The sequence below is a fragment of the Pseudomonas sp. GW823-FHT06B06 genome (assembly GCF_058795195.1).
Genome location: NZ_JBXAHO010000032.1, coordinates 51,947 through 75,836 on the forward strand (window position 1 = coordinate 51,947; position 23,890 = coordinate 75,836).

Annotated in this window: 22 protein-coding genes; 7 read left to right on the top strand and 15 right to left on the bottom strand. The window is 61.4% G+C overall.

Going from position 1 to position 23,890, the window contains the following annotated elements:
* Positions 1 to 45: 45 nt before the first annotated feature.
* Positions 46 to 1,329, top strand: a complete 1,284-nt coding sequence (locus AC1Q8Q_RS24245; protein WP_168758311.1) for an NAD(P)/FAD-dependent oxidoreductase — start codon at positions 46 to 48, stop codon at positions 1,327 to 1,329.
* 274 nt (positions 1,330 to 1,603) lie between these two features.
* Positions 1,604 to 2,152 carry a cupin domain-containing protein gene (locus tag AC1Q8Q_RS24250; protein ID WP_007895886.1) on the top strand — a complete coding sequence of 183 codons (549 nt, stop codon included), beginning with the start codon at positions 1,604 to 1,606 and terminating at the stop codon, positions 2,150 to 2,152.
* A 30-nt stretch (positions 2,153 to 2,182) separates the two neighbouring features.
* Here AC1Q8Q_RS24250 and AC1Q8Q_RS24255 read toward each other — a convergent pair whose 3' ends face one another.
* The 3 genes from AC1Q8Q_RS24255 to AC1Q8Q_RS24265 all read right to left on the bottom strand — a co-directional run bounded on the left by AC1Q8Q_RS24255 (position 2,183) and on the right by AC1Q8Q_RS24265 (position 4,210).
* The gene (locus tag AC1Q8Q_RS24255; RefSeq protein ID WP_020798446.1) at positions 2,183 to 2,377 is read right to left on the bottom strand and encodes a PLDc N-terminal domain-containing protein; all 195 of its coding nucleotides are present in this window, start codon (positions 2,375 to 2,377) and stop codon (positions 2,183 to 2,185) included.
* Between the two features lie 67 nt (positions 2,378 to 2,444).
* Positions 2,445 to 2,870: a hypothetical protein gene (locus tag AC1Q8Q_RS24260; RefSeq protein WP_020798447.1), complete on the bottom strand. Its 426-nt coding sequence runs from the start codon at positions 2,868 to 2,870 to the stop codon at positions 2,445 to 2,447.
* A 635-nt stretch (positions 2,871 to 3,505) separates the two neighbouring features.
* Positions 3,506 to 4,210, bottom strand: coding sequence for a YebC/PmpR family DNA-binding transcriptional regulator (locus AC1Q8Q_RS24265; RefSeq protein WP_008063883.1), 705 nt, complete (start codon positions 4,208 to 4,210; stop codon positions 3,506 to 3,508).
* 225 nt (positions 4,211 to 4,435) lie between these two features.
* Here AC1Q8Q_RS24265 and AC1Q8Q_RS24270 point away from each other — a divergent pair, with 225 nt between their 5' ends.
* Positions 4,436 to 5,848 carry a type VI secretion system Vgr family protein gene (locus AC1Q8Q_RS24270; protein WP_492615583.1) on the top strand — a complete coding sequence of 471 codons (1,413 nt, stop codon included), beginning with the start codon at positions 4,436 to 4,438 and terminating at the stop codon, positions 5,846 to 5,848.
* Between the two features lie 4 nt (positions 5,849 to 5,852).
* Here AC1Q8Q_RS24270 and AC1Q8Q_RS24275 read toward each other — a convergent pair whose 3' ends face one another.
* The gene (locus tag AC1Q8Q_RS24275; RefSeq protein WP_168758542.1) at positions 5,853 to 7,178 is read right to left on the bottom strand and encodes an MFS transporter; all 1,326 of its coding nucleotides are present in this window, start codon (positions 7,176 to 7,178) and stop codon (positions 5,853 to 5,855) included.
* A 268-nt stretch (positions 7,179 to 7,446) separates the two neighbouring features.
* Between AC1Q8Q_RS24275 and AC1Q8Q_RS24280 the strand changes: the two genes are divergently transcribed.
* Positions 7,447 to 8,319 (top strand): LysR family transcriptional regulator, encoded by an 873-nt coding sequence (locus AC1Q8Q_RS24280; RefSeq protein WP_432668336.1) that lies wholly within the window; start codon positions 7,447 to 7,449, stop codon positions 8,317 to 8,319.
* A 104-nt stretch (positions 8,320 to 8,423) separates the two neighbouring features.
* On the opposite strand, the gene AC1Q8Q_RS24285 is transcribed toward AC1Q8Q_RS24280, so the two are convergent.
* Positions 8,424 to 9,287 carry a LysR substrate-binding domain-containing protein gene (locus AC1Q8Q_RS24285; protein WP_020800255.1) on the bottom strand — a complete coding sequence of 288 codons (864 nt, stop codon included), beginning with the start codon at positions 9,285 to 9,287 and terminating at the stop codon, positions 8,424 to 8,426.
* 109 nt (positions 9,288 to 9,396) lie between these two features.
* On the opposite strand from AC1Q8Q_RS24285, the gene AC1Q8Q_RS24290 reads away from it, so the two are divergent.
* The 3 genes from AC1Q8Q_RS24290 (at position 9,397) to AC1Q8Q_RS24300 (ending at position 12,225) form a co-directional block, all read left to right on the top strand.
* Complete coding sequence (locus tag AC1Q8Q_RS24290) at positions 9,397 to 10,506, top strand: 2-aminoethylphosphonate--pyruvate transaminase (protein ID WP_110754365.1); 1,110 nt, start codon at positions 9,397 to 9,399, stop codon at positions 10,504 to 10,506.
* A 153-nt stretch (positions 10,507 to 10,659) separates the two neighbouring features.
* Positions 10,660 to 11,487: a phosphonoacetaldehyde hydrolase gene (gene phnX, locus AC1Q8Q_RS24295; protein WP_492615584.1), complete on the top strand. Its 828-nt coding sequence runs from the start codon at positions 10,660 to 10,662 to the stop codon at positions 11,485 to 11,487.
* Positions 11,488 to 11,664: 177 nt separating this feature from the next.
* Positions 11,665 to 12,225, top strand: coding sequence for a cytochrome b (locus tag AC1Q8Q_RS24300; RefSeq protein WP_489325657.1), 561 nt, complete (start codon positions 11,665 to 11,667; stop codon positions 12,223 to 12,225).
* Between the two features lie 12 nt (positions 12,226 to 12,237).
* Here the strand turns inward: AC1Q8Q_RS24300 and AC1Q8Q_RS24305 are convergent, their stop codons facing one another.
* From AC1Q8Q_RS24305 to exaC, 10 genes are all read right to left on the bottom strand, one after another.
* The gene (locus tag AC1Q8Q_RS24305) at positions 12,238 to 13,197 is read right to left on the bottom strand and encodes a 1-aminocyclopropane-1-carboxylate deaminase/D-cysteine desulfhydrase (RefSeq protein ID WP_492615585.1); all 960 of its coding nucleotides are present in this window, start codon (positions 13,195 to 13,197) and stop codon (positions 12,238 to 12,240) included.
* Positions 13,198 to 13,319: 122 nt separating this feature from the next.
* Positions 13,320 to 15,359 carry a 2,4-dienoyl-CoA reductase FMN-binding domain-containing protein gene (locus tag AC1Q8Q_RS24310; RefSeq protein WP_492615586.1) on the bottom strand — a complete coding sequence of 680 codons (2,040 nt, stop codon included), beginning with the start codon at positions 15,357 to 15,359 and terminating at the stop codon, positions 13,320 to 13,322.
* Positions 15,360 to 15,499: 140 nt separating this feature from the next.
* Positions 15,500 to 17,236, bottom strand: a complete 1,737-nt coding sequence (locus tag AC1Q8Q_RS24315) for a PAS domain-containing hybrid sensor histidine kinase/response regulator (RefSeq protein WP_151142770.1) — start codon at positions 17,234 to 17,236, stop codon at positions 15,500 to 15,502.
* Positions 17,220 to 18,383: an alcohol dehydrogenase-like regulatory protein ErcA gene (gene ercA, locus AC1Q8Q_RS24320; protein WP_020800247.1), complete on the bottom strand. Its 1,164-nt coding sequence runs from the start codon at positions 18,381 to 18,383 to the stop codon at positions 17,220 to 17,222. Before ercA ends, AC1Q8Q_RS24315 begins: the two co-directional genes overlap by 17 nt.
* A 233-nt stretch (positions 18,384 to 18,616) precedes the next feature.
* Complete coding sequence (gene pqqE / locus AC1Q8Q_RS24325) at positions 18,617 to 19,759, bottom strand: pyrroloquinoline quinone biosynthesis protein PqqE (protein ID WP_168758546.1); 1,143 nt, start codon at positions 19,757 to 19,759, stop codon at positions 18,617 to 18,619.
* On the bottom strand, positions 19,737 to 20,009 hold the full coding sequence (pqqD, locus tag AC1Q8Q_RS24330) for a pyrroloquinoline quinone biosynthesis peptide chaperone PqqD (protein ID WP_020800245.1): 273 nt from the start codon (positions 20,007 to 20,009) through the stop codon (positions 19,737 to 19,739). Before pqqD ends, pqqE begins: the two co-directional genes overlap by 23 nt.
* Positions 20,006 to 20,758 carry a pyrroloquinoline-quinone synthase PqqC gene (pqqC, locus tag AC1Q8Q_RS24335; protein ID WP_033041441.1) on the bottom strand — a complete coding sequence of 251 codons (753 nt, stop codon included), beginning with the start codon at positions 20,756 to 20,758 and terminating at the stop codon, positions 20,006 to 20,008. The genes pqqD and pqqC overlap by 4 nt, the downstream gene beginning before the upstream one ends.
* A gap of 116 nt (positions 20,759 to 20,874) precedes the next feature.
* On the bottom strand, positions 20,875 to 21,789 hold the full coding sequence (gene pqqB, locus AC1Q8Q_RS24340) for a pyrroloquinoline quinone biosynthesis protein PqqB (protein ID WP_151142775.1): 915 nt from the start codon (positions 21,787 to 21,789) through the stop codon (positions 20,875 to 20,877).
* 55 nt (positions 21,790 to 21,844) lie between these two features.
* Positions 21,845 to 21,916 carry a pyrroloquinoline quinone precursor peptide PqqA gene (pqqA, locus tag AC1Q8Q_RS24345; RefSeq protein ID WP_003253598.1) on the bottom strand — a complete coding sequence of 24 codons (72 nt, stop codon included), beginning with the start codon at positions 21,914 to 21,916 and terminating at the stop codon, positions 21,845 to 21,847.
* Positions 21,917 to 22,160: 244 nt separating this feature from the next.
* Positions 22,161 to 23,681, bottom strand: a complete 1,521-nt coding sequence (gene exaC / locus AC1Q8Q_RS24350) for an acetaldehyde dehydrogenase ExaC (protein ID WP_020800578.1) — start codon at positions 23,679 to 23,681, stop codon at positions 22,161 to 22,163.
* Between the last annotated feature and the right edge of the window lie 209 nt (positions 23,682 to 23,890).

Below are 23,890 nucleotides of genomic sequence, written 5' to 3' on the forward strand. Positions count from 1 at the left end.
AAGCGACGGTCACTGGCCTCTTGCCGGTGCCCATCGGAGAAACCTATGAAACAAGCACATGTTAATAGCTACTACGCCGCCACCCGCAACTTCACCGGCGATTTCCCGGTACTGGAAGGGGCGGTTGACTGCGATATCTGCGTGATCGGCGCCGGCTACACCGGCCTGTCCTCGGCGCTGTTCCTCGCCGAAGCGGGCTACAGCGTCACCGTGCTCGAAGCGGCCAAGGTCGGCTTCGGCGCCAGCGGTCGCAACGGCGGGCAACTGGTCAATTCCTACAGCCGCGACGTCGATGTCATCGAAGAGCGCTACGGCGACAAGACCGCCGAAATCCTCGGCAGCATGATCTTCGAAGGTGCGGACATCATTCGTCAGCGCATACAGCACTACGACATCCAGTGCGACTACCGTCCCGGTGGCATCTTCGCGGCGATGAACAAAAAGCAACTCAAGGGCCTGGCCGAGCAGAAGAAGAGCTGGGAACGCTACGGCAACAAGAACCTGACAATGCTCGACGCTGCCGACATCAAGCGCGAAGTGGGTTCCAATGCCTACGTCGGTGGCCTGCTGGACATGCAGGGCGGCCACATTCACCCGCTGAACCTGGCCCTCGGCGAAGCCTCGGCGATCATCGGCCTGGGCGGCAAGATCTACGAGCAGTCGGCGGCGGTGGAAATCACCTACGGCGAGCCGATCACCGTGCGCACCGCCAAAGGCGTGGTAAAGGCCAAGTACCTGCTGATCGCTGGTAACGCCTACCTGCCGCAGGGCCTGGACAATCGCGTGACCAGCAAGAGCATGCCGTGCGGTTCGCAGATCGTTGTGACTGAACCGCTGCCGGAAAAAGTTGCCCGCAGCCTGATCACCAACAACTACTGCGTCGAAGACTGCAACTACCTGCTCGACTATTACCGCCTGACCCGCGACAACCGCCTGCTCTACGGCGGTGGCGTGGTCTACGGCGCCCGTGAGCCGGACGACATCGAACAACTGATCCGCCCGAAGATCCTCAAGACCTTCCCGCAGTTGAAGGATGTGAAGATCGACTACCGCTGGACCGGCAACTTCCTGCTGACCATGTCGCGCATGCCGCAATTCGGCCGTATCGAGAAAAACGCCTACTACATGCAGGGCTACAGTGGTCACGGCGTTACGTGCTCGCACCTGGCCGGCAAGCTCATCTCGGAAATGATTCGTGGCGACGCCGAGCGTTTCGACGCGTTTGCATCCTTGCCGCACATGCCGATGATCGGCGGGCGCACCTTCTCGGCTCCGTTGACCGCCCTCGGCGCCGTGTACTACTCGCTGCGCGACCGTTTCGGCATCTAGACTTTACCTCACCGGCAGGCACCCCAATCAGGTACTGCCGGCTTTTTTACCTGAAACACCACGTACCCCTGTAGGAGCAGCCGCAGGCTGCGATCGTTTGATCTTGCTTTTGACGATCAAAGATCAAAAGATCGCAGCCTGCGGCAGCTCCTACAGCAACACCCACAAACGTGATTTAATAGCCGCCTTTCACGTTTCCGGGACCGGAAAACGGCGCGATCTACGCCTGCTCTCCACCCCCATTACCCTTGCGTACCAAGCACATAAGGCTGTCATGGACACGGGCTCACGACTCAAATTAGTACGCGAAAGCTACAAACTGTCCCAGCGCGAGCTGGCCCGGCGTAGCGGCGTCACCAATGCCACCATTTCCCTGATCGAACAGAATCGCGTCAGTCCTTCCGTCAGCTCGCTGAAAAAGCTGCTTGAAGGCATTCCCATGTCCCTGGCCGACTTCTTCACCTTCGATCAGCCACCGCGCGAGCATCAATACGTCTTTCGCGCCAACGAACAGCCGGACCTCGGCCGCCACGGCCTGCGGCTGCTGCTGATCGGTGCGTCCGTGCCGAGTCGGCAGATGCGTCTGTTGCGCGAACAATACGCGCCGGGTGCCAGTTCCGGCGAAGAGCCGATCGTGCACTCAGAAGGCGAGGAGTGCGGGCTGGTCACCCGTGGCACCGTCGAGCTGACGGTGGACGGGCAGATCAGCGTGCTCAATGCCGGTGACGGGTACTATTTCCCCACGACCTTGCCGCACCGGTTCAGGAACATCGGCGCGGATGAGGCGGAAATCATCAGTGCGAACACCCCGGCGAACTTCTGACGAACCGGCCCCAGGACGTCAATCGCCGCATTACGCCTGGGCAACGTGCTTGGGCCCCGCCAGGGCCCACAGTACCAGGCCAATCAACGGTACAAACACGATCAGCACCATCCATACCCCCTTGTTGCTGGCGTTCCCTGCGCTTTTGCGCACCCGGTTGATCGCCCACAGTTCAAGCGCCAGCAGCACTGCCGCCGATACGATCCATAGCGTTTCTATTTGCATGAGCCACCTCCTGATAGTCAGTCAGTTAGGTGGCCGTGCAATCGCGGGGTTCATTTAATTTTCGCCGCTACCTGGCTTTCCAGTGTCCGCCACCGGACTCGCAATCGATCCTGGCCTGGTCAATGTGCTGCGCATCGTAGTAATAGGTGGTGACCTTGGCGCTGTCGGGAATGTTCAGCGACGTGCTGTTCTTGTCCTTGCTGGTGGAATGTGGGTTGGCCAGGGATTCCTGAGTCAGCGTAGCGACGCAGGAGGCTTGATAGTGATCGGCGCACTGTTCGACCTTTTTCTTGGTGCTGGCCAGCATGTCCTTGCTCTCATTGCTGCAGGACCAATCGATGGCATTGACCGGCATGCCTTCGTATTCATAACAGCTGTGGGTTTCGACCACGGGGACGGCAGCGCTTTGCGATCGCGTCAGCACGTCACAGCCTTCGGCAGCGGCCAGGCCGGGAACGAGGCTGGCGATCAGGAGCAGAAGTCGACGGTTCATCGGGATTTCCTCTGCAATGGCGCCTTTGCCTGATCGGGAAGTGGCGCCGACAGAGATTTGAAAACGCGATGAGGTACGGGGTTCCCTTCATTTCAAGGGACCCTGTAGGAGCGAGCATGCTCCGGGCGGCGTTCCGACGATGGACGTCAACGATAACGCGCCCTGTCTGGATGAACGCGTTGTCTGGACATTTTTCGCGAGCAGGCTCGCTCCTACAGAAGGATGAGTACATCCGCGAAATCAGGTCGGCTGTCAGGCCGCCTCGCTTTCGCGTTTGATCTTGATCTGGCTTTTGATTTTCTTGCCCCCTCGAGAGGCCGAGTGGAGGTTCTGCGCAGTGGGTAAACCGGCAAGGATGCCGGTTTAGCCGCGCTGGGCCATGGATGGCCCATCGCGGCGACCCACGGAGCAGGACCGGAGCGAGGGTATGGCGAGCCTTAGCGAGCCACCGAACGTCAGGGGCAGGAGCCCTTGGTTACTTGGGGCTTTTCCAAGTGACTCGCTGTAAGAGCGAAACCATAAGCGGCCGTTACCGCAGGAATGGATATGTACGCAGTCAACAAAACATAGGTCGGCCTTCTCCGGCAAGCCTGGCTCCTACGGGGTTGTTTTTTCAGTCACCGCGAGGGCGCAAATCAACCCGCCAGGCCGACAAACATATCCTGCACGTCGTCATGGTTATCGAGCCCTTCAAGGAACGCTTCGACCTCAGCCATCTGCTCGTCGCTCAGGCCGCTGACCGGGTTCTTCGGCTGGTAGCCCAACTTGGCCGACAACACGGTGAAACCTTGCTCAGGCAGGGCTTTTTGTACCGCGTCCAGGTCCGTAGGTTCGGTCAGGAACAGCGTCGCGCCGTCTTCGCCCGGTTCGAAATCCTGGGCACCGGCTTCGATGGCAGCCATTTCCGGATCGGCGTCCGGAGTGTCCGGCGAGGCCTCGATCATGCCCACGTGGTTGAAGTCCCAAGCCACCGAACCGGAAGCGCCCAGTTGGCCCTTGCGAAAAGCAACGCGGATTTCAGCGACGGTACGGTTGATGTTGTCCGTTACGCACTCGACGATCAGCGGCACCTGGTGTGGCGCGAAGCCTTCATAGGTCACGCGATGGTATTGTACGGTTTCGCCCAGCAGACCGGCGCCTTTCTTGATGGCGCGATCCAGGGTTTCCTTTGGCATCGAAGCTTTCTTGGCCTGTTCGACCACCAGACGCAGGTGTGCGTTGGTGGCGGTATCGGCACCGTTGCGCGCAGCAATGGTGATTTCCTTCACCAGTTTGCCGAAGATCTTGCCCTTGGCGTTGGCTGCCGCTTCTTTGTGTTTAACCTTCCACTGTGCGCCCATTACTCACTCTCTTGTCTATGGCGCCGAAACATCTATTGGCCGACGCATGGCGCCAAGTTTATACGGCCTAAAGTTGGCAATCGACCAAAAAATCTCAGGCTCATCCAAGGATCGGCATCTTTACCGATGGTTGTAGGGCAATTCTGAAATTTCGATTGGCGATGTCCACAAGGCATGCGGGTTTCGTACTCTCTGTGGCCGTACTCCATGGTAGAAGCGCGTCCGATGCACAACGACAAGGAAAGTCCCTATACCCTGACACTCCTCGACGACCACCTGAGTTTGCAAGTAGTGCAGTTCAGTGGGCACGAGGCCCTCAACCAACCCTATCGATTCAATATCGAAGTGATTGGCCTGGCACCGGCCCTCAACCTTGAACGGCTGCTGCAACAATCGGCGTTGCTCGACCTTGGGCAAGGCCAGGGCATTCATGGCGTATTGCACAGCGCCAGCTGCGAACACCGGGGGCAAGGACGGGTGAGCTATAAACTGGTCCTGGTGCCGGCCCTTCAAGCGCTGGATCGAGACCCATCGCGGCGGATCTTCCAGCACCTCAGCGTGCCGATGATCCTGCGCCAGCTGCTGGAGGAACATGACCTGCCCGCCGACAGCTATCGCCTGGAGCTGGCAGACGGGCATTATCCCCTGCGGCCTTTTTGCATTCAGTACGAGGAAACCGACTTGGCCTTGCTGCAGCGCCTGTGCGAGGAGGAAGGCATTCACTATCACTTCGAACACCGGCGTGACGGTCATGTACTGGTGTTGGCCGACGACAACATGAGCTTTCCCCAGGAGCCGCTGCTGATGCCTTTCCAGGGCGATGAACCGGGCGATGGCGCCACGCCTGTGATCAGCGAGTTGTTCCAGCGCCATGACTCACAAGCCGTTTACCCACGAGTGGCGGCTAAAAATCGTGGAACTGCGGTCGATGAAGGTGCGGCCAATCACGCTTTTTCCCACACCTTCGCACCCCGCCCTTCCCAGGAGCAACGTCATCGAGATCAACTCGAGCGCCGCGATCTGCAGCGTATGCGTTGCCAGCAATTGCAGCTGCACGGAAAAAGCAATCAAGGCCTGTTACGCAGCGCACGCATCGTGCAGATAGCCGAGCATCCCGTGCCGGGGTTCAACGACCAATGGCTGGTCTTTCAGGCGCGGCATCAGGGCCAGCAGGGTTCGATCCTGTCTCAGGACAGCATTGCCCGGCGCTATCAAAATCAGTTCACGGCCATTCCCTGGTCGACGGTATTTCGCCCCCCCCTGGACCAGGCCAGGCCGCGCATCCCTGGCTTCCAGCCCGCCCGGGTCCATGGCCTGCCCGGGCAGCACGCAAAACAGGATGATCAAGGCCGCCTGCTGGCGACTTTGTGGCCAGGCACGGAGGTCGATCCCAAGGCGAGCAGCGGCCTCTGGCTACCTGTCGCACTGACAATGTCCCCTGCCCACGGGGAACCGAGCCAGCTGCCAATGGCCGGCAGCGACGGTTGGGTCAGTTTTCTCGACAGCGACCCCGACCGCCCGGTGTTCTGCGCCAGCGGTGGGCAGCTGCGCAGCCCACCAGCGGTACGCACCGACACCCGCCACAGCGACACCCGCCTGCTGCTCGACTGGCTGATCAATCGCACCGACCCCGAGTGACCGTTCAGGTGCGCAGGGGTTTTATGGTGATCGCCTGATTTGGCAAGCGGGCCTTGTGGCTACCTTGGCCCGCGGGGCGGCTGTTCCAGTGCGGGATGAGTACCACGGCAGAGAACAACGCGCAGCCGGCAAAGACGATGAAGACGGTCACGGTGTCGAAGTAGCCTGGTAGCAACCCACCGAGAATCGCCCCGACCGAACCGCAACCGTTGACGAAACCCGCCGCCGTGGCACCCGCCTTGGCGGTGCCGAAGTCGATGGCGGCCGCACCGCTGATCATCGAGTCAGGTCCGTAGAGCGTCAGGCCCATGACGAACAGCAAGGCCACCACCAGCACCACGCTACCGCTGTGCAGCGCGCCCATGAAAAACCCCAGGGACACGGTCAATGCCAACAGGCTCAGCACGCAGGCCGGCATGCGCCGGGCGCCGAAGAGTTTGTCCGAGGCCAGGCCGAGCATGATCGGCCCGAGCAAGCCGGCCAGTTCGAACGCGGTAGGAATGATCGCCGCGCCGACTTTGCCCACCGAGGGCATCTGTTCGAAAACGATCACCGGGCCCCAGAGCAGAATCGCGTAGCGCGCCGGCTTGAGCATGAAATACGCCAACCCCAGCACCAGCACCGTGCGGTTGCGCAGAATGTCCTTCAACGGCTCCCACAGGCTGATCTTGCTTTGGGCATGGGCCTCCTCGACGCTCAGCTGCGGCTCTGGCTCAACCGCCGGCAAGCCGACGTCTTGCGGTGTATTGCGTTGGAAAATAAAAAACAGCACGGCGACCAGCCCAACCACCGCCGCACTGGAAATGAACGCCGCATGCCAGCTGCCGATCAGCGTATAGGCCCACCAACCCGCAAACGGCGAGGCCACCAGGCCGCCGAAGGCGTAGCAGGAACTCCACAGTCCCAGCACTTGCCCGCGCTGTTGGGCGGGAAAGAAACTGCCAAGGTTCTTGCACAACCCCGACCAACCGGTGGACTGCGCCAGGCCCTGGATCAGCATGCAGGTGGCGAAGATCGGCAAGGTGGCGAAACTGCCCATCACCAGTGCCGCTGCGGCGGAAATCAGCAACCCACCCAGCACCACCACCCGCGGCCCGAAGCGGTCCGCCAGGATGCCCCAGGTGAATTGGCCGATGGCGTAGGCGGTCAGGTAGATCGCGTCGAGGTTGGCCATGGCCATCTTGTCGAGCATGAAGGTCGGGTCTTCGGCGATGCCGAGCTTGGCCACGGAAAATGCTTTGCGGGTGAAGTAGAAAGCGGCGTAGGCAAGCCAGGTGATCGCGAAGATCTGCACGCGCCAACGTTTGAGGGTGCCGATATGCTGGTTCATTGTGGTTCTGACCTCAGGGTATGAGTGTGCCGGCAGATCTGAAAGAAAACGCCTGTGTTCTTATTGTTGAGCACTGCGAAATCACCTTGTCCCTGTGGGCGATTCCGGTCAGATGAGTCCTGTGTCTTGCACGCAAGGGCTCATGGCATCCGCGCTGCTCGACCGAGCAGTCACGGAACCTGAGATGAATAGAAACAATTACTGATTAATAAGTGAAATCGCTTTATCGTATTTCCAAAATAAGCGCAGCTTGTTACTGGAGATTCCCATGTCGGTTTCCCACGCCCAACTCAAAGCCTTCCATGCCGTGGCCGTGCATGGCAACTTCACCAAAGCCGCCGAACGGTTGTTTCTCACCCAGCCAGCGATTTCCGACCAGGTGCGCAAACTCGAAGAACGCTACGGTGTTTTGCTGTTCCACCGCAACAAACGCTCGGTACGCCTCACCGACCTGGGCGAGCGCTTGTTGGCCGTCACCCAGAAACTGTTCGTGATCGAAGCCGAGGCCCAGGAATTGTTGCAGGACTCCCAGGCATTGCAGACCGGCAGCCTGATTCTGGCGGTGGATGCGCCGGTGCATGTACTGCCACAGATCGCGCGCTTCTGCGAACGCTACCCCGGCATCAGCGTGAAGATCGAAACCGGCAACACCGATGAGTCGCTGTTCCGATTGTTCAATTACCAGGCCGACCTGGCGTTGCTCGGTCGCGAGGTGAGCGACGAACGATTGATCTCGCTGCCGCTGCGCAATGACCCGATGGTGGCATTCGTGTCGCGCAATCACCCGTGGGCGGATCGCCAATCCATCACCCTCGCGGACCTGGACGACACGCCGCTGGTATTGCGCGAAATCGGTTCGGTGACCCGCCAGACCCTGGAAGAAGAAATGGCCGGCGCCGGGTTCCGCATTCGTCCGGCGATCCAGGTCGAAGGTCGGGAAGCCGCCCGTGAGGCGGTGGTGGTGGGAATCGGGATTGGCGTGGTCTCGGCGGCTGAATTCGGCGCCGACTCACGGGTATGCGCGTTGCCGATCACCGATTGCAAACGGCGGTTGACGGAAACGCTGGTGTGCTTGCGCGAACAGAGCTCGCGGCGGATTGTGGCGACTTTCCTGGAGATGGTTCGCGAAAGTCTGGTGTAGGCAGGCCAGGCCCCTTCGCGAGCAGGCTCGCTCCCACAAGGGATTTTTGTCGCACACAAAACCACTGTGGGAGCGAGCCTGCTCGCGAAGGCAGACGACTCGGTCTACCTGGAAGGCGCCAAGCCGAAAAACGCCTGGATCAAACGCAAGTCCCGCCGCCGCTCCATGCACCCCATCATGTGCCGATTGACCAACCCCTCCCCGATGATCGGCACCGCCGCCACCCGCGGGTCATGGCTGACCTCCACCGACGACACCACGCCCACCCCCAACTCGGCAGCGACCGCCTCGGTCACCGCTTCGCGGCTGTCCAGCTCCAGCAACACCCGCGGATTGACCTTCGCCTGTACGCAGGCGTCATCGAAGGTACGCCGGGTGATCGAACTCGGTTCACGCAACACCATGATCACCTGGTCCAGATCCTTGAGCGGTACGCCTTTGGTGCGCCGCGCCCAGGGATGCCCCTCGGGTACCAGCGCGCAGATCCGTGATTCACTCAGGGCCTGCAAGTGCAGGCCCTTGCGCGGTTCGACCTCGGTCAATACCGCCACGTCGGCATGCTCGGACAACAGCGCCGCCAGGGTTTCCTGGGCATTGCCCAAGCGCAGGTTCACGGTGATCCCCGGATAACGCGCACGCAGGCTCGCGAGCATCGGCATGACCATGTGCGGACCGTCCGCCGCCACTTCCAGGCGCCCGGTCAGTAACTGCCGGTTGGCCTCCAGCATCGCTTGCGCTTCTTCGGCCAGACCGAACATCGCCCGGGTGATCGCCGCCAGGCGGGTGCCCTCCTCCGTCAGCTCCACACGTCGCGCGGTGCGGCGCAACAGGGTGATCTGGTAGTGCTCCTCCAGCGCCTTGATGTGGCCGGTGACCGCCGGCTGGCTGATGAACAGTCGAGCAGCGGCGCGAGTGAAGCTGCCCTCACGGGCCACGGCATCGAAGGCACGGAGCTGAAACAGGTTCATGAATAAGTCTCACTGATGGCTGGCATAACAACAAACAATTTGATTGATAGCTCGGCAAATTGCAATTTAAGCCCCGTAGCTTGATCCCATCGATTGCGAGGACACGAGAATGAGTACTGCCGCACCCATCCTGCTCACCCCCGGCCCGTTGACGACGTCGGCCCGCACCCGCCAGGCGATGATGGTTGACTGGGGTTCATGGGATGACCGTTTCAACCAACTGACCGCCAGCCTTTGCGAACAACTGCTGGCGATCATCAACGGCGCGGCCAGCCACCACTGTGTGCCCCTGCAAGGCAGCGGCACCTTCGCCGTCGAAGCGGCGATCGGCACGCTGGTGCCACGCGACGGCAAGATCCTGGTGCTGATCAACGGAGCCTACGGCAAGCGCCTGGCGAAGATCTGCGAAGTGCTGGGCCGCTCGTTCAGTACGTTCGAAACCGCCGAAGACGAACCAACCACCGCTGCCGACGTCGACCGTCTGCTACGGGCCGACGATGGCATCACCCACGTTGCCCTGATTCACTGCGAAACCAGCACCGGCATCCTCAATCCGCTGCCGGAAATCGCCCAGGTGGTCGCGCAACACGGCAAGCGCCTGATCATCGATGCCATGAGTTCCTTTGGCGCGCTGCCGGTGGACGCGCAACAGGTGCCGTTCGATGCGCTGATCGCCGCTTCCGGCAAATGCCTGGAAGGCGTGCCGGGCATGGGGTTCGTTTTCGCCCGCAAAGAATCCCTGGCCAACGCCGCTGGCAACTCGCACTCCCTGGCGATGGACCTGCACGACCAGCACACCTACATGGCCAAGACCGGGCAATGGCGCTTCACCCCGCCGACCCACGTGGTCGCGGCGCTGCACGAAGCCCTGCTGCAATACAACGAAGAAGGTGGCCTGCCAGCCCGGCACCAGCGCTACGCCGCCAACTGCCAGGCCCTGATGGAAGAGATGGCCGCGCTGGGCCTGCGCAGCTTCCTGCCGGCCGCCATCCAGGCGCCGATCATCGCGACCTTCCATGCACCGAAAGATCCGCGCTATCAGTTCAAGGCGTTCTACGAGCGGGTCAAGGCCAAGGGTTACATCCTCTACCCCGGCAAGCTGACCCAGGTCGAGACGTTCCGCGTCGGCTGCATCGGCCATGTGCAACCTTCGCAAATGCGCGAAGCGGTGGCGGCGATTGCCGAAGTGCTGCGCGAGATGGAAGTACTCGAGATCTAACCCCCACCACTTTCCCCCTGTGGGAGCGAGCCTGCTCGCGAAGACGGTCGGACACTCAACATCAATTTCGACTGATCCAGAGCTTTCGCCAGCAGGCTCGCTCCCACAAAAAGCAGCTCTCCATTTAGCCAGTTGCCACAGGACTTGATCACCATGAACTACACCACCCCAACCAAACTGCAAGCCGCCATCCTCGACTGGGCCGGCACCGTGGTCGACTTCGGCTCGTTCGCGCCGACGCAGATTTTCGTCGAGGCCTTCGCCGAGTTCGACGTCCAGGTCTCCATTGAAGAAGCCCGTGGCCCGATGGGCATGGGCAAGTGGGACCACATCCGCACCCTGTGCGATCAGCCGCAAGTCGCCGAGCGCTATCGCAAGGTGTTCGGCCGTACGCCGACCGACGATGACGTCACCGCCATCTACCAGCGTTTCATGCCACTGCAGATCGAGAAAATCGCCGAACACTCGGCGCTGATTCCCGGCGCCCTGGACACCATCGCCAACCTGCGCCAACAGGGGATCAAGATTGGCTCCTGCTCGGGCTATCCGAAACAGGTCATGGATAAAGTCGTCGAACTGGCCGCCACCAACGGCTACGTGGCCGACCACGTGGTCGCCACCGACGAAGTGCCGAACGGCCGTCCATGGCCAGCTCAGGCATTGGCCAACGTGATCGCCCTGGGCATCGACGATGTCGCCGCTTGCGTGAAGATCGACGACACCGTACCGGGCATTCTCGAAGGCCGCCGTGCCGGCATGTGGACCGTGGCGCTGATCTGTTCGGGCAACGCGCTGGGGCTGGACTATGAAGGCTATCGTGCCCTGGACAGCGACACACTGGACAGCGAACGCAAGCGCATCCACGCCTTGTTCGAAGGTTCGCGCCCGCACTACATGATCGACACCATCACCGACTTGCCGGAAGTGATTGCCGACATCAATAAGCGCCTGGCCAAAGGCGAGATGCCGCAAAGTAACTGACTCACCGCCCCCCTTTGTAGGAGCTGCCGCAGGCTGCGATCTTTTGATCTTAAAAAGTCAAAAGATCGCAGCCTGCGGCAGCTCCTACAGAGCATTCAGCGTCAAATAGCCTCAGGCAAACCCGGTGAAACAGGATTACAGTTGACGGTGGTTACACCCCCCTGTGAGGAACACCGTATGCCGTGGAAAAATTCCGACGCGCGCTACAGCACCGTCTCGATCGCGCTGCATTGGTTGATGCTGGTCCTGCTGGCAGTGGTTTACGCCTGCATCGAGCTGCGCGGCCTCTTTCCCAAGGGTAGCGGTGGTCGAACGCTGATCGTGGAATCGCACTTCATGCTTGGCCTGACCGTATTCGTGCTGGTCTGGCTACGCTTGTTCGCCCGCAGCCTAGGCCCGGCACCGCAGATCTTCCCGGCCTCGCCCAAGTGGCAAACCATGCTGGCCAAATTGATGCACTGGGCGCTCTACATCTTTATGATCGCCATGCCAATACTGGGTTGGCTGGTCACCAGCGCCAAAGGTAACCAGGTGATGTTCTACGGCTTCGACCTGCCCCTTTTGATCGCGCAGGACAAGGACCTGGCCAAGCAGATCGAGGGCTGGCACGAACTCGGTGGCACCATCGGTTATTGGCTGATCGGCCTGCACGCCATCGCCGGGCTGTATCATCACTATGTGGTGGGCGATAACACCTTGTTGCGGATGATGCCCAAGCGGGTGAACAGGGATACTTGAGATCACCCCGTATCAGGCTTGTGGATTGAAACCCCGCAGGCCTTGCAAACCACCCGTGTGAATAAAGATCAGTCGCGTACCGGGGGCAAACTTCCCCGCCTCGACCTGCTGCCGGAGCGCCAGCAATGCCTTGCCGGTGTACAGCGGTTCCAGGGCAATGCCACTGGCTTGTTCGGTGCGCGCGATGAATTCGAGTAACGGCAGGTCGACCTTGGCAAAGCCTCCACGGCTGGCGTCGAACAGTTCATAAGACGAATGATTCACGCCCGCCTCCTCCACAATCTTTGCGACCTGCTGTGCCACGCCATGATCACCGGGCACCGCCAGGGCACCGTAGACCGGGTGCTCTCCCGCCTCGGCCATGACCAGGCCGGCCAAGGTCGTGCCGGTTCCGCAGGCCAGCCACCATCCGTCGTAGCCGCTCCAGCCCAGTGCGTCCAGTTGCCGACAGGCCAATGCCTTGAGTTGCACGCAACCCTGCGCCCCCGGCAACCCGCCGCCGCCTTCCGGGACCGCAAGCAGATCGGGATACTGCGCCAGCCATGGCTCCCAGAAACCCGCTTCATGCCGCGCCCGATAACCGCCATAACCGAGCCAGTGCAGTTGCATGCCGAACGCCTGCAAATCATCCACCGTCGGCGTTTGCTGAGCGTGTCCGCGCAACAGGCCGACCGTGGCGAAACCGAAACGCTTGCCGGCAGCGCCCAGCGCATGCAGGTGATTGGAATGCGCGCCGCCGAGGCTGATGATGCCTTTGGCGCCGCACTGGTCAGCGGCTTTGAGATGTTCGGTGAGTTTGAACCATTTGTTGCCGCTGATCAGCGGGTCGATCTGGTCCAGGCGCAGGATGGCGACTTCGATGTCGGCGGTTTTGAGCCAGTCTAGATGGAGGGACTCGAGGGGGGCTTGGGGTAGCCAGTTGGAAGCAGAAGAAAACATTGGCGCCTGATTGAGCTCATGAAGAGTCAGCATTCTAATCGCTCATAAGCAGCTATCGCGAGCAGGCTCGCTCCCACAAGGGTTCTCTGAACGACACAGATCCAATGTGGGAGCGAGCCTGCTCGCGAAGGCCATTGGCACGCGGGGCCTGCGGATTACAACTCGGCCGCCAATCGCGAACCCTGATTGATCGCCCGCTTGGCATCCAGCTCCGCCGCGACATCCGCGCCGCCGATCAGATGCACGTTCTGCCCCGCCGCCACCAGGCCGTCCTGCAACTCGCGCAACGGGTCCTGCCCGGCGCAGATCACGATATTGTCCACCGTCAGCACCTGCGGCTCACCGGTTTCGCCGATGCGGATGTGCAGGCCTTCGTCGTCGATCTTCAGGTACTCGACGCTGTTGAGCATCTGCACCTTCTTGTTCTTCAATCCCGTGCGATGAATCCACCCAGTGGTCTTGCCGAGGCCGTCGCCGACCTTGGATTTCTTGCGTTGCAGCAGGAACACTTCGCGGGCCGGCGCATGGGGGGCTGCCTTGATCCCGGCGACACCGCCGCGTGCTTCAAGGTGGGTATCGATGCCCCACTCCTTCCAGAACTCATCGCGGTTCAGGCTGGTGGCCTGGCCCTGGTGAACCAGGTACTCCGAGACGTCGAAACCGATACCGCCGGCACCGATCACTGCGACACGCTTGCCCACCGGTTTGCGCTCAAGCAGCACGTCCAGGTAGCTCAGCACCTTGGCATTGTCCACGCCCTCAATCGCCGGCAACCGCGGCGCAATGCCGGTGGCCAGGATGATCTCGTCGTAGCCGCCCTCGACCAGCTTTGCCACATCGACACGGGTGTTCAGGCACACCTCGACGTTGGTGGTCTGCAGCTTGCGACCGAAATAACGCAACGTCTCGAAGAATTCTTCCTTGCCCGGCACGCGTTTGGCGACGTTGAACTGACCGCCGATTTCGCTGGCCGAATCGAACAGCGTCACCGCATGGCCACGCTCGGCCGCCACGGTCGCGGCAGACAAGCCGGCAGGCCCGGCACCGACCACGGCGATTTTCTTGACCTGCTGCACCGGCACATAGTTGAGTTCGGTTTCGTGGCAGGCACGCGGGTTGACCAGGCAACTGGTCAACTTGCCGCCGAAGGTGTGGTCCAGGCACGCCTGGTTGCAACCGATGCAGGTGTTGATTTCATCGGCGCGACCTTCAGCGGCCTTGTTGACGAAGTCCGGGTCGGCCAGGAACGGCCGAGCCATGGAAACCATGTCGGCATCGCCCTCGGCGAGGATCTGCTCGGCGACTTCCGGGGTGTTGATGCGGTTGGTGGTGATCAGCGGAATGTTCACCGAGCCACGCAGCTTGGCCGTGACCTTGCTGAAGGCCGCGCGCGGCACTTTGGTGGCGATGGTTGGAATCCGCGCTTCGTGCCAGCCGATACCGGTGTTGATGAGCGTCGCACCGGCCTGCTCGATGGCCTTGGCCAACAGCACGATTTCATCCCAGCTGCTGCCGCCTTCGACCAGGTCGAGCATCGACAAGCGGAAAATAATGATGAAGTTCGGGCCAACCGCCTCGCGTACGCGACGGACGATTTCCACCGGCAGGCGCATGCGGTTTTCGTAGCTGCCACCCCAACGGTCGGTGCGGTGGTTGGTGTGGGCGGCAAGGAACTGGTTAATGAAATAACCTTCCGAGCCCATGATCTCGACACCGTCGTACTCGGCCTGCTGGGCCAGCGTCGAGCAGGTGACGAAATCGCTGATCTGCTTCTCGATGCCTTCCTCGTCCAGCTCTTTAGGCTTGAACGGGTTGATCGGCGCCTGAATGGCGCTTGGCGCGACCTGTTTCGGGCTGTAGGCATAACGACCGGCGTGGAGGATCTGCATGCAGATCTTGCCGCCCGCCTCATGCACCGCGCGGGTGACGATGCGGTGCTTGAGCGCTTCTTCCTCGGTGGTCAGCTTGGCTGCACCGGAATATACACCACCCTCGTCGTTCGGGCCGATACCGCCAGTGACCATCAGGCCAACACCGCCACGGGCACGCTCGGCGAAGTACGCCGCCATGCGCTCGAAACCGCCGGGCTTTTCCTCAAGGCCGGTATGCATCGAACCCATCAGGGTGCGGTTGCGCAACGTGGTGAATCCCAGGTCCAGCGGGGCCAACAGGTGCGGGTAATGAGCGGCGGTCATCGGTAACTCCACAGCGAGCGATCACGGAAAAAGCGGAAGCTCTACGGCCCCCGTCAGTCATGTTCGACAGACTAAGAGCCGCACCGCCAGCACTCAATGACCGAAAGTGACAACTTAATGATCGAAATGTGCAGCCAAGTTCAAGCTGGCGCTCCCAACAACTGACTCAATACCGCACGCAACTTGCCGGGTTTCACCGGTTTGTTCAGCAGCGGCGCTTCGAGCCGTTGCAATGCGCGCCGGCACTGGTCCGTGCGATCCGCAGTGATGATCACCGCAGGAATTGACTGGGCGTAATGCTCGCGCAAATGCCTGACCACATCACACCCCACCACGCCGTGGTCAAGGTGATAGTCCGCGAGGATCAGTTCCGGGGCCTGGCCGGCCAGGGCTGCCAGCGCCGAGGCTTCATCGGTGGCCGTGACGACGTCGCAGCCCCACTGCCCGAGCAACGCGCCCATGCTCTGCAAGATGCTGACTTCATTGTCCAGCACCAGCAAGCGCCGGCCCGGCAATGGATTGCCCGTGCCCGATTGAGGCGCCGTGAGGCTGATGGGCAACGGCACTTCACGGGAGATCGGCACCTCAATGCTGAACATCGAACCCCGGCCGGGCAGTGAATGCACCTGGATCCGGTAGTTGAGGATCTTCGCGATGCGCTCGACGATCGCCAGCCCCAACCCCACGCCCTTGCGGTCGGCAGCGCGGCCGACGTCCAGTTGATTGAATTCGAGGAAGATCGAATCGAGACGATCGGCCGGAATCCCGCGTCCGGTGTCCCACACTTCCAGGCGCAGCTTGTCGCCCCGGCGCCTTGCCGCCAGCAGGATGCTGCCTTCGTCGGTGTAGCGGCAGGCATTACTGAGGAAGTTTCGCAGGATCCGGGTCATCAGGCGCAGGTCCGTGCAAATGGCGTAGTCGCCCATGTGCACCCGTAAACGCAACCCGGCGGCCTCGGCCACGGACTGGAACTCCGATACCAGCGGCCCGAGCAACTCGTCGAGGCGGTACAGCGCGACATCCGGCTTGACCGCCGCTTGATCGAGCCTTGAGATATCCAGCAAATCGGTGAGCAGATCTTCGGCGCCTTCCAGTGCCTGGTGAGTGCGTTCGACCAGCACCTGCTCGACCTCGGGCAGCTTGCGCTCACGCAAGGTGGAGATAAGCAACCGTGCGGCGTTGAGGGGTTGCAGCAGGTCGTGACTGGCGGCAGCGAGGTATTTGTCCTTGCTGTGATTGGCGGCCTCCGCGGCGTCACGGGCGTCGCGCAAGGCCTTGGCGATCTGCTTACGCTGGGTGATCTGCTGTTGCAGGTTGCGGTTGGCTTCCAACAGCTCATCGGTGCGCGCGGTTACGCGCTGTTCCAGTTCGTCGTTGAGTTGCTGCAGGCGTTGCTGGGCGAGTTTGCGCTCGGTGATGTCGGCGACGAATCCTTCCACCAGCCCTTCCTGACCGGGCTTGAGCAACAGGTTCATCAGCACGTCGAGATGGCTGCCATCCTTGCGCCGCAACTGGGTTTCATAGCCGTGCAAGCTGCCCTGGTGGGTGAGGATTTCGCCAATGTTTTCCAGCTCCTGCACACCGCCGACAAACAGATTGCTCGCCAGGTCCGCCAGGGAAAACAGCACCTCCTGCGGGTCTTGATAGCCAAGCATGCGCGCCATCGCCGGGTTGGCGGCGCGCATGCCGTCTTGCAGGCTGGCCTGGAAAATCCCGTGGACCGCGTTTTCGAACAACCATTTGTAGCGATTGCGCTCGGCTTCCAGTTCATCCAGGCGCGCCGCCAGCTCCGGGTAATGGCTCTTGCGCGCCGAATGATTGCCTAATCCGAGCAGGCCGGCCAGGGCCCGTTGTTGCTCGTCAGAGGGCTTCGCCATAGACGACCTCGACATCACGCTGGCTGGATTCACGCGGGTTGGTGAGGATGCACGGGTCATCCATGGCGTGCTGCGACAGGAACGGAATGTCGGAGGTCCTGACCCCGTGCAAACCGAGGGTTTCGTGGAAACCGATGGCGTGTTTCAGGGCGATCAGGTGCTCCACCAGGCGCCCGCAGATCTGCCGGTGATTGAGGCCCCGGCAGTCGATGCCGAACGTCTCGGCGATGACCTTGAAGCGGTCCGGCGCCGAGTCGTAGTTGAACGCCACGACGTGTTCCACCAGCACCGCGTTGCACAGGCCATGGGGCAGGTCGAGAAAGCCACCGAGACTGTGCGACATGGCATGCACCGCGCCGAGGATCGCGTTGGAGAACGCCAACCCGGCCTGCATGCTGCCGAGCATGATTTTCTCGCGCAGGGCGATGTCCGTCGGGTTGGCGATCATCTGCACCAGGTTGCCGTTGATCAGGCGCATCGCTTCCAGTGCGTGGGGGTCGGTCAGCGGCCCGTGCCCGGTGGAGACGAAGGCTTCGATGGCGTGCACCAGCGCGTCGATACCGGTACAAGCCGAGAGGAACGGGTCCATGCTCAGGGTGGTTTCGGGGTCGATCAGCGACACATCCGGCACCACCGCCTTGCTGACGATGGAGAACTTCATGCGCTCCTGCTGATTGGAGATGATCACGAATTGCGACACGTCGGCCGAGGTGCCGGCCGTGGTCGGAATCAGGATCAGCGGCGGGCTCGGTACGCGGATGGTGTCCACGCCTTCGAACTCGAGGATGCTGCGGCCATGGGCGACCACTATACCGATGCCTTTACCGCAATCCATCGGGCTGCCGCCGCCGACGGCGACGATCACATCGCAGTGATTTTCCCGGTACATCTCGGCACCGAGCATCACCTCCTCAACACGCGGGTTGGGAGAGACGGCGCTGTAAAGGCAATATTCGATGCCCAGGGCTTGCAGGCTGGCTTCGACATCCGCCACCCAACCGGCGGCAATCACCCCCGGGTCGCTGACCACCAGCACCTTGCGCGCGCCAAAGGTCTTGGCGTAGTTGCCGACGTTGTGCCGGCAGCCGGCACCGAAGATGATTTCAGGCGAAACGAATTTACGCAGCTGACTGAGACTCTGGCTCATTGGAAAGCCTGTTTTTTATTGTTTTGGAAGGTAAGGTCCACACTAACCCATCCAGTGGTGAATGCAATCAGACCAATGGCTGGATTCACCGCAGATCCCTTGTAGGAGCGAGCATGCTCCGGGCGGCGTTCCGACGATGGTCGTCAACGATCACGCTGGGAACCTGACACCCCACGGCGCACTCTGGTTCTTCGCGAGCGGCTCGCTCCTACAGGGGATTTATGTCGCTTGGGTCAGCCGCGGTAGATCAGGCGCGAAGCTTTCTCATTGCGCAACGTCAGGTGCCCCATGCCTAGCCCTGGCGCATCTGCTTCCTCGCGGGCCTTGAGGATCACCCCGTGATGAGGCGACTTGCTGCACACCGGGTCGGCGTTCTCGGCATCGCCCGTCAACATGAACGCCTGGCACCGGCACCCACCCAAATCCTTGTGTTTTTCATCGCAGGAACGGCAGGGTTCTTTCATCCAGTCATGGCCGCGAAAACGGTTGAAGCCAAACGAATCGTTCCAGATGTGCTCGATGCTGTGCTCACGCACATTGGGAAACTGCACCGGCAATTGCCGGGCGCTGTGACAAGGCAACGCCGTGCCGTCCGGGGTGATGTCGAGAAACAGGTTGGCCCAGCCATTCATGCAGGTTTTCGGGCGCTCTTCGTAGTAATCCGGGGTGACGAATATCAATTTGCACGGATGGCCCTGCGCCTCGAGGCGCTCGCGATACTCGTTAGTGATGCGCTCGGCGCGTTGCAATTGCTCGCGCGTCGGCAACAGGCCGACGCGGTTGAGCTCGGCCCAGCCATAGAACTGGCAGGTGGCCAATTCGACGAAATCCGCTTCCAGTTCCAGGCACAAATCAATGATCCGGGCGATGTCATCGATGTTGTGTCGATGGGTGACGAAGTTCAGCACCATCGGATAGCCCTGGGCTTTCACCGCCCGGGCCATCGCCAGTTTCTGCGCGAACGCCTTGCGCGAGCCGGCGAGCATGTTGTTCACCGCTTCGTCGGCGGCCTGGAAACTGATCTGGATGTGATCGAGCCCGGCGACCTTGAAGTCCCGCACCTTCTGCTCGGTCAGGCCGATGCCCGAGGTGATCAGGTTAGTGTAGTAACCCATGTCCCGCGCGGCCTTGATCAACTCAGCCAGGTCTTGCCTTACCAGTGGTTCGCCACCGGAAAAGCCCAGTTGCGCGGCGCCCATGTCCCGCGCCTCACGGAATACCCGGATCCATTCCTGCGTGTCCAGTTCCTCGCCGTGCCGGGCGAAATCCAATGGATTGGAGCAATACGGACACTGCAATGGACAACGGTAGGTCAGCTCCGCCAACAGCCACAACGGCGGCCCCGGTAGCGCGTCACTCGATCCAGAATTGCGCATGGGCCACCTCCAGGAAGGCCAGTACGTCCTCGTCGATCCCCGGCACGTCAGGAAAACTCGCCGTCAGCCGATCGATGATCGCCGCGACGCTGCGCTGGCCGTCCACCAGATCGAGAATCTGCCCGGCACTGGCGTTGAGTTTGATCATGCCTTCGGGGTACAGCAGCACATGACAGTCCTGGCGCGGTTCCCATTGCAGACGAAAGCCCCGGCGCAATGAGGGTGACTGCTTGCGATCGATCAGGCTCACAGGACAATCCCCCGGTGCCAGACGTTGTCCCGTGTGACGGTGTGATACGGCGGACGCTCCAGCTCATAGGCCATGCTCATGGCATCGAGCATGCTCCACAACACGTCGAGCTTGAATTGCAGGATCTGCAGCATGCGTTGCTGGGCCTCGAGGGTGACGTAATGTGCCAGGGTGATGCGCAAGCCATGCTCTACATCGCGCCGGGCCTGGCTCAGCCGTGTGCGGAAGTAGTCGTAGCCGGCGGAATCGATCCACGGGTAATGGGTCGGCCAGGCATCGAGTCGCGATTGATGGATCTGCGGTGCGAACAGCTCGGTCAGCGAACTGCTGGCCGCTTCCTGCCAACAGGCACGACGGGCGAAATTGACGTAGGCATCCACGGCGAAACGTACGCCGGGCAGCACCAACTCCTGTGACAGGATCTGCTCGCGATCGAGCCCCACCGCCTCGCCCAGGCGCAGCCAGGCCTCGATACCGCCTTCGCTGCCGGGCACGCCATCATGATCGAGGATGCGTTGCAGCCATTCGCGGCGCACTTCACGGTCGGGACAGTTGGCCAGGATCGCGGCGTCCTTTAGCGGGATGTTGACCTGGTAGTAAAAGCGATTGGCGACCCAACCCTGGATCTGTTCGCGAGTGGCGCGGCCGGCGTACATCGCTTGATGGAATGGGTGGTGGATGTGGTAGTAGGCGCCTTTGGCACGCAGGGCCTGCTCGAATTCGGTGGGGGTCATGGGTGTATCGGTCATTGCGGGTCTCCGGGGAATCTTCGGTGTCTGATCTGGACCCTTCGCGAGCAGGCTCGCTCCCACAGTGGATTGCGTCGCCCTTGTGGGAGCGAGCCTGCTCGCGAAGGCGTCCGTCGCTACAGCACAATATCCATGCCGTCGTAAGCCACCTCGATCCCCCGCCGTTCCAGCAGCGCCCGCTCGGCCGAGTCTTCATCGAGGATCGGGTTGGTGTTGTTGATGTGGATCAGCACCTTGCGCTGGCGGGGAAAACCTTGCAGCACTTCCAGCATGCCGCCGGGACCGCTCTGGGGCAGATGGCCCATGTCGCTGCCCAGGCTTTGACCGACCTCGCAGACACGCATCTCGTCATCGCGCCACAGGGTGCCGTCCAGCAACAGGCAATCGGCGCGCTGCATCCAGGCCAGCACTTGATCATCGACCTGGCCCAGGCCAGGTGCGTAAAACAGCGATGCGCCGCTGCGTTGGTCTTCAACGAACAACCCGATGGTGTCGCCCGGTTGCGGATCACCGCGATTGGGCGAATACGGCGGTGCGTTGCTGACCAGGGGAATCGCGTGAAACCGCAGGTGCGCGCAGGCGCCGATACTGAACGGTTCGCGATCCAGCGCAATCGGTTGCCACCGCAACCCGCCATTCCAGTGCCTGAGCATGGTAAACAACGGGAAACCGCTGCTGAGATCCTGATGAACCCGCTCGGTGCACCACACCGCATGTGGGCAGCCTTCACGCAAGCTCAGCAGGCCGGTGCAGTGATCGATCTGGCTGTCGAGCAACACCACGCCAGTGATGGCGCTGTCACGCAAGCGGCGGGCCGGTTGCAGCGGCGCAAAGCCCTCGAGTTGCGCGCGGATGTCTGGCGAAGCATTGCACAGCACCCAGTCCTCCCCGTTGTCACTCAAGGCAATCGAGGACTGCGTGCGACGCCGGGACCGCAGGCTGCCATTGCGCACACCGGCGCACTGGCGACAGTTACAGTTCCACTGCGGAAAACCACCGCCAGCGGCGGAGCCGAGTACGCGGATGTGCATGGGCAATGCTCCAGAAGGCAGGCCCGGCCAACGCAACGGCTGGCCGGGTGGTCAATCAACGGTTGGCGAAATACATCGTCACTTCGAAGCCAATGCGCAGATCGGTAAACGCGGGTTTAGTCCACATGGGTCATTCCTCTTCTTGTGCCGGGCGATTCCGGTAGAGCCATTAATGCACGGGGCGCCGGGCGCCCGAATGCTACTTTCGAAGGAGGTTTGGGGGGGCTTTGGTAGGGGGTAAACCTATACATGAAACACACATAAACCCCTGTAGGAGCTGCCGCAGGCTGCGATCTTTTGATTGTGAATTCCAAGATCAAAAGATCGCAGCCTGCGGCAGCTCCTACAGGGGTTTATGTGCAGTCAGTGAGTTAGAAGAACCCGAGCGGATTGATGTCGTAGCTCACCAGCAGGTTTTTGGTCTGCTGGTAGTGGTCGAGCATCATCTTGTGGTTCTCCCGGCCGACGCCGGACTTCTTGTAGCCACCAAACGCCGCATGCGCCGGGTACAGGTGGTAGCAGTTGGTCCACACGCGCCCTGCCTTGATCGCCCGGCCCATGCGGTACGCGCGGTTGATGTCGCGGGTCCAGAGACCGGCACCGAGGCCGAACTCGCTGTCGTTGGCGATGGCCAGCGCTTCGGCTTCGTCCTTGAAGGTGGTGACGCCCACCACCGGCCCGAAGATTTCTTCCTGGAACACGCGCATCTTGTTGTGGCCCTTGAGCAGCGTCGGCTGGATGTAATAGCCGCTGGACAGGTCACCTTCCAGGCGCTCGGCCGCGCCGCCAGTGAGCAGCTCGGCGCCCTCCTCCTGGGCGATGGTCAGGTACGAAAGGATCTTGTCGTATTGCTGTTCGGATGCCTGGGCGCCGACCATGGTCTCGGTGTCCAGCGGGTTGCCGCGCTTGATCTTGACGATCTTCTTCATGACTTCGGCCATGAACGGTTCGTAGATCGATTCCTGCACCAGTGCCCGGGACGGACAGGTGCAGACTTCGCCCTGGTTGAAGAACGCCAGTACCAGGCCTTCGGCGGCTTTTTCGATGAACGCGGGTTCAGCGTTCATGATGTCTTCGAAGAAGATATTCGGCGACTTGCCGCCCAGTTCGACGGTGCTCGGAATGATGTTCTCGGCGGCGCAATGCATGATGTGGGCGCCGACGGGGGTCGAGCCGGTGAAGGCGATCTTGGCGATACGCTTGCTGGTGGCCAGGGCCTCGCCGGCTTCGCGACCGAAGCCCTGGACGATGTTCAGTACACCCGCCGGCAGCAGGTCGGCAATCAATTCGGCGAAGACCATGATCGACAGCGGCGTTTGCTCTGCGGGCTTGAGCACGATGCAGTTGCCCGCGGCCAGCGCTGGCGCGAGTTTCCAGGCGGCCATCAGCAGCGGGAAGTTCCACGGAATGATCTGCCCGACCACGCCCAATGGCTCGTGGAAGTGATAGGCGGTGGTCAGCTCGTTGATCTCGGCGGCGCCGCCTTCCTGGGCGCGGATGCAGCCGGCGAAGTAACGGAAATGGTCGGCCGCCAGGGGTACGTCGGCGTTGAGGGTCTCGCGCACCGCCTTGCCGTTGTCCCAGGTTTCGGTGACGGCGAGGATCTCCAGGTTTTGCTCGATGCGGTCGGCGATTTTCAACAGCACCAGGGAGCGGTCCTGGGCCGAAGTCTTGCCCCAGGCATCGGCGGCGGCATGGGCGGCGTCCAGGGCCTTCTCGATATCGGCGGCGCTGGAGCGCGGGAATTCGGCGATCACTTCACCGTTGACCGGCGAGGTGTTGGTGAAGTACTCGCCATTGGCCGGCGCGACGAATTCGCCGCCGATGAAGTTGCCGTAGCGTGGCTTGAAAGTAACGACGGCGCCAGGTGTTCCGGGTTGGGCGTAGATCATGGTGGGCCTCTGTCTGGGTCGATGCCTGTCGTGTCGACAGGCGATGAACCGATACTAGAGAGCCCCGAGTGCCAGACGAATGCATCGTTGGCAGGAGGGACTCTCGTTATTTGGTCGTAGGTTCTGCACAAATCCAAATGTGGGAGCGGGCTTGCTCGCGAAGGCGGTGTGTCAGCTACAAAAATGCCAAATGACAGACCGCATTCGCG